At 72.9% G+C, this 16,743-nt stretch carries 16 protein-coding genes; 10 read left to right on the forward strand and 6 right to left on the reverse strand.

The genetic code is table 11. The features are described 5' to 3' along the window. The first annotated feature begins 193 nt into the window (after window positions 1–193). Genes mshC through ACWDY5_RS14440 form a run of 3 tightly spaced genes read left to right on the forward strand, consistent with a single transcriptional unit; the run spans window position 194 to window position 4,352 of the window. Entirely contained in the window at window positions 194–1,435 is a 1,242-nt protein-coding gene (gene mshC / locus ACWDY5_RS14430) for a cysteine--1-D-myo-inosityl 2-amino-2-deoxy-alpha-D-glucopyranoside ligase (protein ID WP_449722673.1), read from the forward strand. Between the two features lie 5 nt (window positions 1,436–1,440). Next, entirely contained in the window at window positions 1,441–2,478 is a 1,038-nt protein-coding gene (locus tag ACWDY5_RS14435) for a BTAD domain-containing putative transcriptional regulator (RefSeq protein WP_449722674.1), read from the forward strand. A gap of 5 nt (window positions 2,479–2,483) precedes the next feature. Continuing rightward, the gene (locus ACWDY5_RS14440) at window positions 2,484–4,352 is read left to right on the forward strand and encodes a tetratricopeptide repeat protein (RefSeq protein ID WP_449722675.1); all 1,869 of its coding nucleotides are present in this window, start codon (window positions 2,484–2,486) and stop codon (window positions 4,350–4,352) included. On the opposite strand, the gene ACWDY5_RS14445 is transcribed toward ACWDY5_RS14440, so the two are convergent. Beyond that, entirely contained in the window at window positions 4,345–5,133 is a 789-nt protein-coding gene (locus ACWDY5_RS14445) for an alpha/beta hydrolase family protein (protein ID WP_449722676.1), read from the reverse strand. The two genes, ACWDY5_RS14440 and ACWDY5_RS14445, sit on opposite strands and share 8 nt — an antisense overlap. Window positions 5,134–5,255: 122 nt before the next feature. Here ACWDY5_RS14445 and ACWDY5_RS14450 point away from each other — a divergent pair, with 122 nt between their 5' ends. The 7 genes from ACWDY5_RS14450 to ACWDY5_RS14480 all read left to right on the forward strand — a co-directional run bounded on the left by ACWDY5_RS14450 (window position 5,256) and on the right by ACWDY5_RS14480 (window position 12,447). Then, on the forward strand, window positions 5,256–5,699 hold the full coding sequence (locus ACWDY5_RS14450) for a helix-turn-helix transcriptional regulator (RefSeq protein ID WP_449722677.1): 444 nt from the start codon (window positions 5,256–5,258) through the stop codon (window positions 5,697–5,699). Between the two features lie 10 nt (window positions 5,700–5,709). Beyond that, window positions 5,710–6,120: a VOC family protein gene (locus ACWDY5_RS14455; RefSeq protein WP_449722678.1), complete on the forward strand. Its 411-nt coding sequence runs from the start codon at window positions 5,710–5,712 to the stop codon at window positions 6,118–6,120. Between the two features lie 71 nt (window positions 6,121–6,191). Beyond that, window positions 6,192–8,612 carry an ATP-binding cassette domain-containing protein gene (locus ACWDY5_RS14460; RefSeq protein ID WP_449722679.1) on the forward strand — a complete coding sequence of 807 codons (2,421 nt, stop codon included), beginning with the start codon at window positions 6,192–6,194 and terminating at the stop codon, window positions 8,610–8,612. A gap of 205 nt (window positions 8,613–8,817) precedes the next feature. After that, complete coding sequence (locus tag ACWDY5_RS14465; RefSeq protein WP_449722680.1) at window positions 8,818–10,095, forward strand: alpha/beta hydrolase; 1,278 nt, start codon at window positions 8,818–8,820, stop codon at window positions 10,093–10,095. Beyond that, window positions 10,092–10,877 carry an alpha/beta fold hydrolase gene (locus ACWDY5_RS14470; RefSeq protein WP_449722681.1) on the forward strand — a complete coding sequence of 262 codons (786 nt, stop codon included), beginning with the start codon at window positions 10,092–10,094 and terminating at the stop codon, window positions 10,875–10,877. Before ACWDY5_RS14465 ends, ACWDY5_RS14470 begins: the two co-directional genes overlap by 4 nt. Before the next feature lie 34 nt (window positions 10,878–10,911). Further along, entirely contained in the window at window positions 10,912–11,532 is a 621-nt protein-coding gene (locus ACWDY5_RS14475) for a suppressor of fused domain protein (protein ID WP_449722682.1), read from the forward strand. Window positions 11,533–11,673: 141 nt separating this feature from the next. Next, complete coding sequence (locus tag ACWDY5_RS14480) at window positions 11,674–12,447, forward strand: putative protein N(5)-glutamine methyltransferase (RefSeq protein WP_449722683.1); 774 nt, start codon at window positions 11,674–11,676, stop codon at window positions 12,445–12,447. On the opposite strand, the gene ACWDY5_RS14485 is transcribed toward ACWDY5_RS14480, so the two are convergent. The 5 genes from ACWDY5_RS14485 to ACWDY5_RS14505 form a co-directional block, all read right to left on the reverse strand. Beyond that, window positions 12,444–12,617, reverse strand: a complete 174-nt coding sequence (locus ACWDY5_RS14485; RefSeq protein WP_283658875.1) for a hypothetical protein — start codon at window positions 12,615–12,617, stop codon at window positions 12,444–12,446. The genes ACWDY5_RS14480 and ACWDY5_RS14485 overlap by 4 nt on opposite strands. Window positions 12,618–12,635: 18 nt before the next feature. Then, window positions 12,636–14,162: an alkaline phosphatase D family protein gene (locus tag ACWDY5_RS14490; protein WP_449722684.1), complete on the reverse strand. Its 1,527-nt coding sequence runs from the start codon at window positions 14,160–14,162 to the stop codon at window positions 12,636–12,638. Between the two features lie 14 nt (window positions 14,163–14,176). After that, window positions 14,177–14,563 carry a hypothetical protein gene (locus ACWDY5_RS14495; RefSeq protein WP_449722685.1) on the reverse strand — a complete coding sequence of 129 codons (387 nt, stop codon included), beginning with the start codon at window positions 14,561–14,563 and terminating at the stop codon, window positions 14,177–14,179. A gap of 120 nt (window positions 14,564–14,683) precedes the next feature. Continuing rightward, complete coding sequence (locus ACWDY5_RS14500) at window positions 14,684–16,057, reverse strand: prolyl oligopeptidase family serine peptidase (RefSeq protein WP_449722686.1); 1,374 nt, start codon at window positions 16,055–16,057, stop codon at window positions 14,684–14,686. Between the two features lie 106 nt (window positions 16,058–16,163). Beyond that, window positions 16,164–16,730, reverse strand: coding sequence for a helix-turn-helix domain-containing protein (locus ACWDY5_RS14505; protein ID WP_449722687.1), 567 nt, complete (start codon window positions 16,728–16,730; stop codon window positions 16,164–16,166). Window positions 16,731–16,743: the final 13 nt, after the last annotated feature.

Consider the following 16,743-nt stretch of genomic DNA (forward strand, 5'->3'; position numbering starts at 1 on the left):
CGTGACCCAGACACTCCGAAGCTTGCTTCGCGTGTGTCTGGGTCACGAACGCACGACTCAGGAGCGAAAAAATCCCGCGCGCGGAGCGCGCCAATGTCACAGTCCTGACCAGCTCATTCCCTCATGTTGGGAGGATCACGAGATCGCGCTGTGGGCTGTGACTCATGCGCGGCTGTTGATTATCGTCTGAGGAATGCAGACCTGGTCGTCAACTCCGGTACCCCGGCTCCCCGGCACCCCCCGTCCCCTGCGGCTCTACGACACCGCCGCCGCGGAGGTCCGGCCGACGACCCCGGGTGACACGGCCCGGCTCTACGTCTGCGGCATCACCCCCTACGACGCCACCCACCTCGGGCACGCCGCCACCTACCTGGCCTTCGACCTGGTGCACCGGCTGTGGCTGGACAACGGGCACACCGTGCACTACGTGCAGAACGTCACCGACATCGACGACCCGCTGCTGGAGCGCGCCGCCCGCGACCAGGACGACTGGGTGGTGCTCGGGATGCGGGAGACCGCGCTGTTCCGGGAGGACATGGAGGCGCTGCGGGTGCTGCCGCCGCGGGACTACGTGGGCGCGGTGGAGGCCATCCCGGAGATCACCGAGGCCATCGCCAAGCTGCTCGCCTCCGGCGCGGCCTACCGGGTCGACGATGCCGAGTTCCCGGACGTCTACTTCGACCACAACGCCACCGGCCGCTTCGGCTACGAGTCCAACTACGACGAGGCGACCATGCTCGGCTACTTCGCCGAACGCGGCGGCGACCCGGAGCGGCCCGGCAAGCGGCATCCGCTGGACGCGCTGCTGTGGCGGCTGGAGCGGCCGGGCGAACCGGCCTGGGACTCCGAGTTTGGGCGCGGGCGGCCTGGCTGGCACATCGAGTGTTCGGTGATCGCGCTCAACCGGCTCGGCGCGGGCCCTGACGTGCAGGGCGGCGGGTCGGACCTGGTGTTCCCGCACCACGAGTACAGCGCGGCGCACGCCGAGGCGCTGACCGGGTTCCAGCCCTTCGCCCGGCACTACAGCCACGCCGGGATGATCGGGCTGGACGGGGAGAAGATGTCCAAGTCCCGCGGCAACCTGGTCTTCGTCTCCCGGCTGCGCGCGGACAAGGTCGACTCCATGGCCGTGCGCCTTGGGCTGCTCGCCGACCACTACCGGGCGGACCGGCCGTGGAGCGACGGCCTGCTCCAGGCCGCGCAGCAGCGGCTGGACACCTGGCGGGCCGCGGTCGCCCTGGACGCCGGGCCCGACGGGCAGGCACTGGTGGACCGGCTGCGCGACCACCTCGCCGATGACCTGGACACCCCCCGCGCGCTCGCCGCGGTGGACGCCTGGGCGGCGGCGGCCCTGGAACGGCGGGCCGGTGGCGACGCTGAGGCGCCTGCGCTGGTGCGGGCGGCGGTGGACGCGCTGCTGGGCGTGGCACTCTAGCTGTCGTGCCCGATCTCGACTTCCGCCTGCTCGGCCCGCTCCAGGTGGTCATCGGCGGGCGGGAGGTCGAGATCGGCGCGGCCAAGCACCGGATCGTGCTGGCCAGCCTGCTACTGCGGGCCGGCCGCACCGTCCCGGTGGCCGACCTGGTCCGCGAGCTGTGGCCGGACGGCGCGGGCGAGCAGGCCAAGGCGACCGTGCAGACCTACGTCTCCCGGCTGCGGCGGCAGCTCGGCGACGGCCTGCTGCGCACCGAACCCACCGGCTACCGGCTGGCCGTGCCGCCGGAGACCGTGGACGTGCACCGCTTCCGCGCCCTGGTGGCCGAGGGACCAGGGCTGCGGCAGCGGCTGCACGAGGCACTGGCGCTCTGGCGCGGTCCCGCGCTGCAAGGCGTGCCTGCCGGGCAGCTGCACGAGCACGAGGTGCCCCGGCTGGAACGGGAACGCCTGGCCGCCCTGCGACGCCGGATCGAGCTGGACCTGGCCGCGGGCGCGCACAGCGAACTGGTCGCCGAGCTCCAGGTGCTCACCGCCCGGCACCCGCTGCACGAGGACTTCTGGCGGCTGCTCATGCTGGCCCTGCGCCACGGCGACCGCCAGGGCGAGGCGCTCACCGTCTACCAGCGGGCCCGCACCCTGCTGGCCGAGGAGCTTGGCGCCGAGCCGGAACCCGCGCTGCGGGCGGCCTACCAGGCCATCCTCACCGGTGACAGCGCGACGGCCGCGCCGTGGCGGCCGGTGAACCAGCTGCCCGGCGACATCGCCGCCTTCGTCGGCCGCGCCGACCTGCTCGCCGAGCTGGACCGCGTGCTGTGGCCCGGCGCGCGGGTGCTGCTGTCCGGGCCGCCCGGCATCGGCAAGACCGCGCTGGCCGTGCACCTGGCGCACCGGCTGCGCGGCCGGTTCCCCGACGGGCAGCTGCACGTCAACCTGCGCGGCTACACCACCGGCGCGCTCACCGACCCGGCCGAACTGCCGGCCAGGCTGCTGCGCGCGCTCGGCCTGCCCCGGCTGAGCTGCCCAGTGGAACTACCGAGCTGACCGCGTTGCCGCGCCAGGTCACCGCGGGCCGACGGCTGCTGGTGCTGCTGGACAACCTCACCGAAGCCGCTCTGCTGCCCGACCTGGGCGACTGCGCCGTGCTGGCCACCAGCCGCGCCGAGCTGCGCCTGCCCGGCGCGCACACCTGCCCGGTCGGCGTGCTCGACACCCCGGCCGGCCTCGACCTGCTCACCAGCCTGCTCGGCGACCAGGTCGCCGCCCACCCGGAGGCCGCCGCCGAACTGCTGGACCTGTGCGGCCGCCTGCCCCTGGCACTGCGCATCGCCGCCGTCAACGCCCTGGACGGGGCCGACCTGCCCGTGCACATGGCCCGGCTCCGGGTCAGCGACCGGCTCTCCGAACTGTCCATCCCCGGCGACCCCGAGGCCGCCGTGCGCGCCGTGTTCGACCAGTCCTACCAGCGCCTCAGCCCGGCCGCGCGGCGCCTGTTCCGGCTCTGCGGCCTGGTCCCCGGCCCGGACATCACCACCCCCGCCGCCACCGCGCTCTGCGGGGAAGAGGCCACCGAGCTGCTCGCCGAGCTCACCTCCGCCGGGTTGCTCACCAGCGAGGACGGCCGGCACAGCTGCCACGACCTGCTGCGCCTCTACGCCGCCGAACTGGCCGCCGAGGACACCGGCGGACCGGCCGCCCTGGCCGCGCTCACCGAGCACTACGCCACCACCGCGGCCACCGCCGCACCGGAGTGGCTGGCCGCCGAACGCGCGGTGCTGCTGGCCACCGTCGAACAGGCCGCCGCACAGGGACCGCACGGCGCCTGCCACCGGCTGGTCACGGCGATGCTGCCGGACCTGTTGCGGCACGGGCTTTCCGGCGCCATCGCCACCGTCTGCGAGGCCGGCTGCCACGCCGCGGCCAAGGACGGCGACCAGGAAGCCGAGGCCAAGCTCGCGCTCATCCACGGCGAGGTGCTGGTGACCCTCGGCCAGCACAACCAGGCCACCGAGCCGCTCACCCGCGCCCGCGACCTCGGCACCGGCTCGACCCGGCGGGTGGCCAAGGCCAACCTGCTGCTGCTGGAGGGCTACCGGGGCAACTGGCCCGAGGTCTTCGGCCAGGTCGAGGCGCTGCTCGCCGAGTGCGCCGAGCTGGGGGACAACAAGGGCCAGGTCGCCGCGGTCTACGTGCTGGTGGTCGGCCGGTGGGGCACCGGCGAGCTGGACGAGCTGGTCCGGGTCTCCGAGCTGGGCCTGACCCTGGACTCCGAGCCCGGCGACCGGGCCGCCTTCCTGGCCGGGCTGGCCTCGGCGCACTGGGAACAGGGCAGGCTCGAACCCGCCATCGCCTACCTCCGCCAGGCCCTGGCGGTCTCCGCCGGCGGCGACGCCTGGCACAGCGCCACCGCCATGCGGGTCTTCCTGGCCGACGTGCTGGCCGAGGCCGGGCACGACGCCGAGGCGCACGCCGTGGCCCACGAGGTGCGGAGGCGGCTGGTGGGCGCGCACGACTACCGGATGCGGGCCTTCGCCCTCAACGTCCTCGGCGTGCTGCACCGCAAGGCGGGCAGGCTCACCGAAGCCCTCAGCTGCCACCAGGAAGCCCTGCTGGAACAGAGCGGGGCGGTCGGCGGCGTGGCGGATGAGATCAGGCTGCGGCTCTCCCAGGCGCTGCGCGCGCTGGGCCGGGCCGAGGAGGCGCTGCCGGTGATGGAGTCCGTGCAGCAGAGCCTGCACCTGATGGACTCCCGGATGCTGGCCGCCCGCGCGGTGCTGGAGCACGCCGAGGTGCGGTCCGCCCTCGGCCAGACCGCGCGCGCGGTCGAGCTGGGGGAGCGGGCGGTGGCGGAGTTCCGGCGGATCGGCAACCCGCGCGACGAGCAGGCCGGGCTGGCGTTCCTGGCCGGGCTCAGCTGAGGCGCCTGCCAAACCACTCGGTCAGCACGCGGTCCACCTCGCGGGTCAGTGGCAGCTGCGGGGCGGGCTCGATGCCGGGCTCCTCGGCCAGCGGGTGCGCCAGCCCGGGGATCGAGGCCAGCTCGGCCTGCTCGCCCAGCTCCTCGGCCAGGCGGATCGCGTCGGCGCGCAGCGCGGGGTGGTCCAGCTCGCCGCTGACCACCAGCAGCGGCGCGCGACCGGCGAGCCGGCCGGCCTTGGCGAGGAAGTCCAGGCTGTCCACGGCCGCGGTGGACTCCGCGTCGTAGGGGTAGTCACCAGGGAACAGGTCCACCACCGAGCGCAGGTGGATGGCGGCGTTGACCAGGGCCGCGGCGAAGACCGGGACGTCGCTGTCCGCGAGGACCCGCAGCGCGACCGCCCCGCCCAGTGAGCCACCGAGCACGCCGATCGGGCCATCGGCCACCGGCAGCTGCTCGCGGATGGCGGCCAGCGCGGCCGGGAACTCCTCGAAAGCCTGTCGCACGAACGGGTACAGGAAGGACATCAGCGGGTCCTGCCGCACCAGCGCCAGGCCCGCGTCCATGGAGCCGTCGACCATGCGCGCCCCGCACATCGGCATGCCCAGGTGCACCCGCCACGCGGGCAGGCCGTGCATGGGGAGCGCGGCGGCGAAGGCGGCGTCCGAACGCGGCGCGTCCAGCATGTGCCAGCTGACGATCAGCGGCGCGGGGCCCTGTCCGGCCGGGGGCAGGGCGGTGAACGGCACGCCGGCGGCGGTGCCGGTGATCGGTGACTGCATGCGGCCACGGTAGGGCTCGGGCCGCGCGCCCGGGACCGGTTACGCCATCGGCGGAATCCCGGGTGGCACGAGCTGGCGCGCTTGAGCGGACTTTACCGCCCTGACGTGGCACGATCTGGCCTGTGAGCAGCAAGCCCGACGCCGCGGCGCAGCACCTGCGCGACCTCGCGCTGCTGCGCCGCGTACGCGACCGGATCGACCGCGAGCACGCCCGGCCGCTCAACGTGGAGGCCCTCGCCCGCGGGGTGAACATGTCCGCCGGGCACCTCAGCCGGGAGTTCCGGCGGGCCTACGGCGAGTCGCCCTACTCCTACCTGATGACCCGGCGGATCGAGCGCGCGATGGCGCTGCTGCGCCGCGGCGACCTCAGCGTCACCGAGGTCTGCTTCACCGTCGGCTGCCAGTCCCTCGGCACCTTCAGCACCCGCTTCACCGAGCTGGTCGGCGTGCCGCCCAGCGTCTACCGGCAGCAGGCCGCCGGACCCGCCGGACTGCCATCCTGCGTGGTCAACCAGGTGACCAGACCGATCAGGAATCGAGAAGCGCCGGTGTTCGAGCGCAACTAGCGTGACCGCCATGACCTTCACCATCCACGCGAGCTTCCTGCCGCACACCGACCCCGAGGCCAGCCTGGCCTTCTACCGGGACGCCCTCGGCTTCGAGGTCCGCAACGACGTCGGCTACAACGGGCTGCGCTGGCTCACCGTCGGCCCGCCCGGCCAGCCCGGCACCTCCATCGTGCTCTACCCGCCCGGCGCCGACCCCGGCGTCACCGAGGCCGAGCGCCAGACCATCACCGAGATGATGGCCAAGGGCACCTACGCAAGCCTGGTGCTGGCCAGCGCCGACGTGGACAGCGCCTTCGAGAAGCTGCAGGCCGGGGACACCGAGGTGGTGCAGGAGCCCACCGACCAGCCCTACGGCGTGCGCGACTTCGCCATCCGGGACCCCGCGGGCAACATGATCCGCGTCCAGCAGGTCGGCTGAGCCCCACCCCGCACCCACCCCGAGCAAGCAGGACGGCCCAGCCGGCCGGCGTGTCAGCAGATGGAGAGACGATGAGCACGGCCCCGAAGAAGACCACGCGGACCGCCGCCCCGCACGCCGCCGACACCCACGACATGATCCGGGTGCACGGCGCGCGGGTGAACAACCTCAAGGACGTCAGCATCGAGCTGCCCAAGCGCAGGCTGACGGTCTTCACCGGCGTCTCCGGCTCCGGCAAGAGCTCGCTGGTCTTCGACACCGTGGCCGCGGAGTCCCAGCGGCTGATCAACGAGACCTACAGCACCTTCGTGCAGGGGTTCATGCCGAGCCTGGCCCGGCCCGAGGTCGACGTGCTGGACGGGCTGACCACCGCGATCATCGTGGACCAGCAACGGATGGGCGGGGACATCCGCTCCACGGTGGGCACCGCGACCGACGCCAACGCGATGCTGCGCATTCTGTTCAGCCGGATCGGCACCCCGCACATCGGCTCCCCGCAGGCCTTCTCCTTCAACGTCGCCTCCATCAGCGGCGCGGGCGCGGTCACCCTGACCAAGGGCGGCCAGAAGGTCAAGGAGCGCAGGGAGTTCAGCATCACCGGCGGCATGTGCCCGCGCTGCGAGGGCAAGGGCAAGGTCAACGACATCGACCTCACCCAGCTCTACGACGACACCAAGTCCATCGCCGAGGGCGCCTTCACCATCCCGGGGTGGAAGTCCGACAGCCACTGGACGGTGCGGATCTACGCCGAGTCCGGTTTTGTCGACCCGGACAAGCCGATCCGCAAGTACACCAAGAAGGAGCTCCAGGACTTCCTGTACAAGGACGCGACCCGGATCAAGATCGACGGCGGCAACTTCACCTATGAGGGCCTGATCCCGAAGATCCAGAAGTCCTTCCTGTCCAAGGACCGGGAGTCGATGCAGCCGCACATCCGGGCCTTCGTGGACCGGGCGGTCACCTTCACCACCTGCCCCGAGTGCGAGGGCACCCGGCTCAGCGAGGCGGCGCGGTCCTCCCGGATCCAGGGCGTGAACATCGCCGAGGCCTGCGCGATGCAGATCAGCGACCTGGCCGAGTGGGTGGGCAAGCTGGACGAGCCCTCGGTGGCGCCGCTGCTTACCAAGCTGCGCGCCAACCTGGACGCCTTCGCCGAGATCGGCCTGGGCTACCTGTCCCTGGACCGGCCCTCGGCCACGCTCTCCGGCGGCGAGGCCCAGCGGGTCAAGATGATCCGGCACCTGGGCTCCTCGCTCACCGACGTCACCTACGTCTTCGACGAGCCCACCATCGGCCTGCACCCGCATGACATCCAGCGGATGAACGAGCTGCTGCTGCGGTTGCGGGACAAGGGCAACACCGTGCTGGTGGTGGAGCACAAGCCGGAGACCATCGCGATCGCCGAACACGTGGTCGACCTCGGCCCCGGCGCGGGCGCGGCCGGCGGCACCATCTGCTACGAGGGCACCGTGGCGGGGCTGCGGGCCAGCGGCACCGTCACCGGCCGCCACCTCGACGACCGCGCCCAGCTCAAGGACACCGTGCGCGCGGCCACCGGCAAGCTGGAGATCCGCGGCGCGAACAAGCACAACCTCCAGGACGTCGACGTCGACGTGCCCCTGGGCGTGCTGTGCGTGGTCACCGGCGTGGCCGGTTCGGGCAAGAGCTCGCTGCTGCACGGCTCGCTGCCCGCCGACGCCGGGGTGGTCTCGGTCGACCAGGCCCCCATCCGCGGGTCCCGGCGCAGCAACCCGGCCACCTACACCGGGCTGCTGGAACCGATCCGCAAGGCCTTCGCCAAGGCCAACGGGGTCAAGCCCGCGCTGTTCAGCGCCAACTCCGAGGGCGCCTGCCCCACCTGCAACGGCGCCGGGGTCACCTACACCGACCTGGGCATCATGGCCAGCATCGCGACCACCTGCGAGCAGTGCGAGGGCAAGCGGTTCGACGCGGTGGTGCTGGACTACCACCTCGGTGGCCGCGACATCAGCGAGGTGCTGGCCATGCCGGTGACCGAGGCGCTGGAGTTCTTCGGCTCCGGCGAAGCGCACACCCCGGCCGCGCACGCCATCCTGGAGCGGCTGGCCGAGGTCGGCCTCGGCTACCTCACCCTCGGGCAGCCGCTGACCACCCTCTCCGGCGGCGAGCGGCAGCGGCTCAAGCTGGCCACGCACATGGCTGACAAGGGCGGGGTCTACATCCTGGACGAGCCCACCACCGGCCTGCACCTGGCCGATGTGGCCCAGCTGCTCGCCCTGCTGGACCGGCTGGTCGACTCGGGCAAGTCGGTGATCGTGATCGAGCACCACCAGGCGGTCATGGCGCACGCGGACTGGATCATCGACCTCGGTCCCGGCGCGGGCCACGACGGCGGCCGGATCGTCTTCGAGGGCACCCCGGCCGAGCTGGTCGCCGCCCGCTCCACGCTGACCGGCGAGCACCTCGCGGAGTACGTGGGCAGCCCCGCCAAGCCTGCCCGCAAGCGTCGATAGGTCGTGTGTGGTGGATCTTGCACGCGATCGCCGGGCCCAGGTCGTCCCTGGCGGCACCGCCGGAACGGCCACGTACAACCCGGTACGAGGCCGTTCCGGCGGCACCACCAGGGACGATCTGGACTCCGGCGCTCACGCACAAGATCCACCACACACGACCTAACCCGGTTGCGCGGCGGGGCGCGGTGGTCGAAGGTAGGTCGCCGTGACGATCACCAGCCCCGCCCTCGCCGCGCTCGCCGGCGACCCGGCCGCGCTCGCCGAACACCTCAGGACCGCGGGCGGCCCGCTGGTCGAACCCGCGCCCGAGAACCCCGGATCGGTGCTGGTCACCTTCGTCTGGCTCGGGGAAGCCGAGCGGGTCTCGATCAGGGCGGGGCAGCTCTTCGCCGACCACCTCGCGCCCTCGCACGCCCTGGAACGCCTGCCGGGCACCGACATCTGGCACCGCTCCACCGTGGTGCGCGCCGATGTCACCAGCAGCTACCAGTACATCGTGGACGAACCCGCCGGTGGAGACCTGATCGCCGACGCCTTCGAGGCGCTGCGCCGCCAGGTCGACTGCTGGCGGGCCGACCCGTTCAACCCCCAGCGGATCTACCCGCAGACCGGCATCATCGCCGGCCGCCTCGACCTGCCGGAACACCAGTGGGACTCGATCCTGGAACTGCCTGAGACCGAGCCCGCGCCCTGGTTCACCCCCGCGGGCGCACCGGCCGGGACCCTCGTCGAGCGGCGGCTGGCCTCGGCGGCGCTGGGCAACGAACGCCAGGTCACCGTCTACCGGCCGCCGAGTGGGCAGGGGCCGTTCCCGCTGGTGGTCATGCTGGACGGCGAGTGCTGGACCAGGGTGGCCGACCTGCCGACCGCGCTGGACAACCGGATCGCCGACGGCACCCTCGCGCCGGTGGTGGTCGCCTTCGTGCACACCCCCGAGGTGGCCGACCGGCCGGGCGCGCGGATCCGGGAGAGCACCTGCAACCCGGCGCTGACCACGATGCTGGCCGAGGAGCTGCCGCCGCTGCTGGCCGAGTTCGACGTCACCACCGACCCCGCGCGCACCGTGCTGGCCGGGAACAGCCTCACCGGGCTGGCCGCCGCGTTCACCGCGCTGCACCGGCCCGAGGTCTACGGCAACGTGCTCTCCAGCTCCGGTTCCTTCTGGTGGGGCTACGCCGACCACCCGGTCGCGGCCGTGCTCGGCGGCAAGGACGGCGAACCCGAGTGGCTCACCCGCCAGTACGCCGAGTCCCCTCGGGTGCCGGTCCGGTTCTGGCTGGACTGCGGTGTGCTGGAAGCCGGGAACGTGCCGTGGATCCCCGGCGTCGACCCGCGCGCGGCCAACCGGCACTTCCGGACCGTGTTGCGCGCCAAGGGAAACCAGGCCGACTACTTCGAGGCCCCCGGCGGGCACGAGTTCGTCTCCTTCCGCCGCAACGTGATCCGCGGCCTGTGCACCCTGCTGCCGGGAGGCCAGGCGTGATCGAGTCCACTGTGGAGCTCAACGGGCGGCGGTTCGGCTGGGTCGACTTCGGCGGTGCGGGAGCGCCGATCCTGGTGCTGCACGGCAGTTTCGGGCGCGGCAGCCAGTTCGCCCGGCTGGCCGCCGACCTGGCGCCGGAGCACCGGGTGCTCGCCCTGGACCAGCGCGGGCACGGGCGCAGCGAGCACGGCGGCGACTTCGGCCGCGCGGAGTTCGTCGCCGACGCCGCGGCCTTCCTGCGGCACCTGGACCTCGGGCCGCTGCCGGTGCTGGGCCACTCCCTGGGCGGCCTCAACGCCTACCAGCTCGCCGCCCGCCATCCCGAGCTGGTGCGCGCGCTGCTGGTGGCGGACTTCGGCGCGGTGATGCGCACCCCGGAGATCGAACACCCCGAGCTCGACCTCACCGGCTGGCCCCTGCTGACCGATTCCGAGGAAGCACTACGGGCACAGATCGCCCGTCGGGTGCCGGTGCTGGACTACTTCATGGCCAGCGCCGTCGAGACCGCGCAGGGCTGGCGGCTCTGCTTCGACTACGCCGACCTGGCCGCCACCCAGCGCGGCGGGCTCGGTGACCACTGGGCCGACTGGCTGGCCGTCACCTGCCCGACCCTGTTGCTGCGCGGCGAACACAGCCCGATGCTGCCGGCCGCGCTGGCCAAGGAGATGGTGCGGCCGGGGGTGGAACTGGTGGAGCTGGCCGGGTGCGGGCACTGGCTCCACGACGACGATCCGGCCGCCTTCGCCGAGGCCGCGCGCGGCTTCCTGCGTGCGCACGGCTGAACGGGCATGATGCCCCGATGACCCAGGTGGTCCGATGACCCAGTGCCCGGCGCCCGGCCAGGACGCGATCGACGCCGCGCTGGCCGCGCTCTACCCCGGCGGCCAGCCCCGCAGGGTCGGCTTCCCGTCCGGTGGCGCGCTGGCCTGCTGCGTGGCCTACCCGGCCGCCGGGCACTGGCACTACATCAGCTACGGCCTCAGCGAACTGCACGAGGCGGGCCCCGAGGAGGACCCGGAGTTCTCCGGCTGGGGCTTCGAGCTGACCCTGCGGGTGCGCCGCGGCCCCGAACCCGAGGCGCCGGGCTGGCCGTTCGACATCGTGCACCACCTGGCCCGGCAGGTGAACACCCGCCTGCTGCTGCTGGAACCCGGCCACCGCCTGGACCTGCGCCGCCCCGTCACCGGCCACCCTGCCCTGCCCGACGCCCCGCCCACCGGGCTCACCACCTTCACCCTGGTTGTCGACCCGGAGCTGGGCGAGCTGGCCACGCCGAACGGGAAGGTGCTGTTCCTGCAGGCCGTCGGGGTGACCCCGGCCGAACAGGCCCGGATGCGCGCCGGCGGCACGGCCGCGGTGCTGGCCGAACTGGCCGGGGACAACCCGCTGCTGGTCACCGACCCGGCCCGGGCGCCTTGGTCTCCTGGTGTAGCGTGAGCGGCCGGAACATCGGATCGGCCGAGGAGGTGGGACCCATTACCGCTTGTGCAGCGGGGTGCTCTCGCCACCCGGACCCGCGGTTCGCCTGACCGCGTCGATCCCGAGCGCCCCTACTCGGCATTCCGGAAGGCGCGTTCCATGACGACCCTGTCTGTCTTCACCACCATCACCGCCCGCCTGCGGGCCGCCGGCTGCGTCTTCGCCGAGGACGAGGCCCGGCTGATCCTGGCCACCGCCCCGCTCCCGGCCGCGACCGAGGCCATGGTGCTGCGCCGGATCTCCGGCGAACCCCTGGAGCACGTGCTCGGCTGGGCGGAGTTCCACGGCCTGCGCATCGCGGTCGACCCCGGCGTGTTCGTGCCCCGCCGCCGCACCGAGTTCCTGGTCAGCCGCGCGGTCGCGCTGGCCAAACCCGGCGCGGTGGTGCTCGACCTGTGCTGCGGCTCCGGCGCGCTGGGCGCGGCCATCGAGGTCGAGCTGGGCGAGGTGGAGCTGCACGCCGCCGACATCGACCCGGCCGCGGTGCGCTGCGCCCGCCGCAACGTCCTCGGCCAGGTGCACCAGGGCGACCTGTACGAACCGTTGCCCGCCGACCTGCGCGGCCGGATCGACGTGCTGGTGGCCAACGCGCCCTACGTGCCCACCGAGGCCATCGGCCTGCTGCCGGCCGAAGCCAGGCTGCACGAGCCGTGGGTGGCCCTGGACGGCGGACCGGACGGCCTGGACGTGCAGCGCAGGGTCGCCGCGGGGGCGCGGGACTGGCTGGCTCCCGGCGGTCACCTGCTGGTGGAGACCAGCGCCCGGCAGGCCCCGCACACCGCTGACATGTTCGCCGGCTGCGGGCTGGTGCCGGAGATCGCCGAGGACGAGGAGGCTGGAGCCACCGTCGTCATCGGACAGCGCCCGGCCTAGTCCTGCTCGTCCGTGGGTTCGGCCGCCTTGCGCTGGGCGGGGCGGCCGAACCGCACGACACCGGAGTCCAGGTCCAGGGGGCCGCGCTCGAACTTCTCGCCGGTGCCGTCCTCATCGGAGGTCACCTTGCCGAGCTTGCGGCTGGGGAACAGTTCACCAAGCTGTGCCATGCCCCCCACGGTACTTCGTCAGAGCCGCCGCACCCCGGGTTTGCCGTCCAGCACCGCGAACTTGCCGGCCACCGACAGCGTCACCTTGGCCGGATCCTTCTCCAGCACCGAGGACACCTGCATGAACTCCGCGGTCAGCTGCGCCGGGGTGAGCGTGGCCCGCACGTAGCCGCGGGTGTGCCCGACGTAGTTCAGGTGCGGGTTCTTGGCCAACCCGGCGGGCGGGGTGGTGGAGCTGTGCGAGGTGATCGAGGTGGTGACCAGCTCCGCGCCCACGACCGGCGAGCTGTGCTGGAAGTAGTTCAGCCGCAGGTTGTTCGCCCAGGCCCGGTGCACATCGCCGGTGAGCACCACCGGGTTGCGCACGCCGCGGTCGATCCAGCCCTGGGTGATCCGCTCCCGGTTGCGCCGGTAGCCGTCCCAGGCGTCGGTGGAGACGTCGCAGGTGCCGGCCGCGCCGTCGGTGTCGCGCTGGGCGAAGAAGACCTGCTGGCCCAGGATGTCCCAGCGCGATTCCTTCACCGCGAGCCGGTCCAGGAGCCACTTCTCCTGGGCGGCGCCGGTGAGGGTGCGCGCCTCCTTGGTGATCTCCGCGCAGGACCCGGCGGGGGCTTGCAGCCAGCGGTGCTGGCGGGTGTCCATCAGGTGGAAGCGGGCCAGCGAGCCCCAGGCCACCCCGCGATAGAGGTTGATCTTGCCGCTGGCCGGTTTCATCGCCTTGGGCAGCGGCATGTTCTCCCAGAACGCCTGGAACGAAGCCTGCCTGCGGGCCGCGGCGGGTTCGGTGTGGCCACCGGCCCAGTTGTTGCGCAGCTCGTGGTCGTCGAAGACCACCAGCCAGGGCGCGGCGGCGTGCGCGGCCCGCAGCATCGGATCGAGGCGGTGCTGGGCGTAGCGGATGCGGTACTCGCCCAGGGTGTCGGTCTCGTCGAAGTCGGTGTAGCCGCGCACCTTGGTGGCCTGCCCGGAGGGCTTCTCGTACATGTAGTCGCCGAGGAAGAGCACCAGGTCCGGCCGGTCGGCGGCCAGGTAGCGGTAGGCGTGATACCAGCCCTCCTCGAAGTGCGCGCAGGAGGCGAAGGAGAAGGTCAGCTTGGCCGGCTCGGTCCCGGCCGCGGGCGCGGTGCGGGTGCGGCCGACGGGGGAGAGGGCGGCGCCGGCCTTGAACCGGTAGAAGTACTCCCGGCCGGGCTGCAGGCCGCGGGGTTCGGCGTGCACGCTGTGGCCCTCGGCGGCCACCGCGGTCTCCTTGCCGGTGGCCACGATCGCGGTCATCGCCGCGTCGGTGGCCACCTGCCACTCCACCTCCACCGCCGCGGCGCCCATGCCGCCGTCGGGGTCGAGGGGGTTCTGCGCGAGACGGGTCCACAGCACCATGCCGTCCGGGCGCGGTTCCCCGGAGCCGACGCCGAGGGTGAACGGGTCGGCCAGCGGCGCGAGGCGGCGGGCGGGGGCGTCGGAGAGGCCGAGCACGGTGGCGGGGGCGGCCAGGGCTGTGGTGGTGGCCAGGCCGGTGACCAGGAACAGGCGACGGTTCAGCGACATCGGGATCCTCCTGGTCAGGCTCGGTCGGTGACGGTGGCGCCGCAGGTGCTCTCCAGCACGTCCTTGGTGCCGTGCTCGCCGAGGCAGACCCGGTAGTGCACCCAGCTGCCCTCGGCCAGTTCCAGGTTCGCGGTGACGCTGGTGCCCTTGCCCTTGGCGTTCCACACCAGGTGCGGGCCGGTGCCGTCGGGCAGCCAGTAGAGCAGCACCGCGGAGTGGCCGTCGCCGACCTGGTCGGTGACGGTGAAGACCTCGCCGAGGGACTTGAACGCGGCCTTGCCCGCGCAGGCGGCGTCGGCGGTGCAGCGGGAGGAGTCGGCCAGCGCGGCCGGGGCGCTCGACAGCGCCGCCACCAGGGCGGCGCCGCCGACTATGAGCGTGCGTAACGGGATTCCGGTCATGGACACCTGCCGTGGTGGGGGACGGCACGGCGTGGTTACCTGTTGGCAACCTTGCCGCAGGAACAGTCAGTTCCTAACATGCGGTGCCGGACCGGGGTAGCGCCGTTCAGCGGTTGTGGATCAGGGCAGCAGCAGGCCCCAGTACAGGCCGAAGGGCACCAGCACCGCGGCACCGGCCAGCAGCAGCGGCAGCCGCACCCGCGCGGTGACCTCCGCCCGCTCCCGCCGCCAGGCCAGCGCGGTGCGCACCCCGGCCACCACGGTGGCCAGCCACAGCAGTTGCAGCACCAGATAGGGCAGCGGGCGGCCGAGGATGATCGGACCGCCGACCACGGAGGCGTTGCTGCTGAACAGGAATCCGAAGTAGCCGAGCGCGCCCAGCAGCGCCACGCCACCCAGCCCGGCCAGCCAGCGCGCCGGGGGCACCGACCGCTTCCGTCGCAGCGCGCCGATCCCGTAGCCGAGGAAGGCCACCAGCATCAGGGCCAGCGCGGCCAGCTGGAGCCAGCCCGCCTCCCACCAGGACAGGGGCTCCCTCGGCAGGGTGCGCGCCTCCTGCTTCGCCGGACTGTCCACAGTGGACGCAGCGGTGCTGAAGGCGGTGTTGTTCACCCAGTCGCCCAACAGGTCCAGGTAGCCCGGCTGGTAGTCCGCGCGCTTGGTGAAGCCGCGGTCGTCGGTGCCCAGGACGCGGTGCTGACCGTCCGGATAGGTCTTGAGCGTGTGGTGCCGGTGCCCGGTGCGCGCGAAGGTGTCCCGGTAGATCTCCAGGGACTCACCGGGCGGGGTGAGCACGTCGTAGCCGCCCCACACCGCGAGCACCGGCACGGTCACCTTCGCCAGGGTGGGCACCGGGTCGTAGAACGGTTCCGGGAACACCCCGCCCTCGGTGACCTGCCGCATCGCGGTGCGCAGGAAGTGGTTCAGCGAGCCCTGGAGGCCGTGCCGGCGGGCCCGGTTGGCGATCGCCCAGGTCTCCTGCCGGGCCGGGGTCAACCCGTTGGCGCCCACCGTGATCAGGAACCTGACCTCGGCCGAGCGGGTCGCGGCCAGCGGGGCCACCCAGCCGCCCTCGGAGAAGCCGAACACCCCGATCCGGGCCGGGTCGACATCCTGCCGGTTCCGCAGCAGCGCGAGCCCGGCGAGGGCGTCGTCGGCGAGCTGGGTGTAGTCCCGGTGGAACTTGGAGTAGCCCTCGGTGCGCTTGCGGTAGGTCAGCGCGACGATCCCGGCCCTGGCGAAAGCCTGGGCCTCGGGCAGCATGGTGTTCGCATCGCTGGCCCCGGACCCGCTGATCAGCACCACCGCCGGGTGGCGGCCGGGCGTGCCGGGGGAGGTGACGAGCGCCGGGAAGTTCAGCCCGTCCCGGCTGAAGCTGACCTGTTCGGACCGCGATGACGGTTGGGCGTGGCCAGGCTGTGCCATTGAGGGTGGGCATGAGGCGAGCGTCGCGGTGACCGCGAGCAGCGTGGCGAGCTTGATCCGGAGCAGCACAGGGTGCTCTCCTTTCCATGCGGAGGTTGCGTACACGGGAAATGGCGCGTGCTTCCGTTGCTCCGGTGTCGCCGAGCGGCAACTCGGCGACACCGGTCTTCCTTTCTCAGCCGTCCCCTGGATCGGGGAAGGCAACCCAGCGCACCAGCAGGCGGCGGGAGTTCGGGGCGTCCGGGTCGTGCTGCTCCCGGTACCGGTTGAGCAGGTCGAGATAGTCGGCGAAGAACCGGCCCAGCTCCTCCTGGGTCAGGGTGAGCGCGCCCCTGGAGTAGGGCACCGCGTCGCGCCAGTCGCCGAACTCGGCCCGGCGCTCGGCAAAGCGCGCGTAGGTGGCCAGGTCGGCGGCCAGGCTCTCGTCGGCGAGCTTGGCCAGCAGGGCCTGCACCTCCGGCGGCTGCCCGGCGGCGCGGGGAAAGCGGATGTCCTTGGCGGTGGGCCGCCACCAGCGTTGCTTGCCGTGGCCCAGCTCCGGGTCCTCGCGGATGAAGTCGTGCCGGGCGAGTTGGCGCAGGTGGTAGCTGGTGGCCCCGGTGTTCTGCCCGAGCGCGGCGGCCAGGGTGGTCGCGGTGGCCGGGCCGTTGCGGTGCAGCTCCCGCAGGATGCGCTGCCGCAGCGGGTGCGTGAAGGCCTTCAGCGCCGCTGGGTCGGTCAGCTCCCGGGGAGACTCGGTCATAGTTGCAAAGATA

Source organism: Crossiella sp. NPDC003009, from assembly GCF_053591555.1.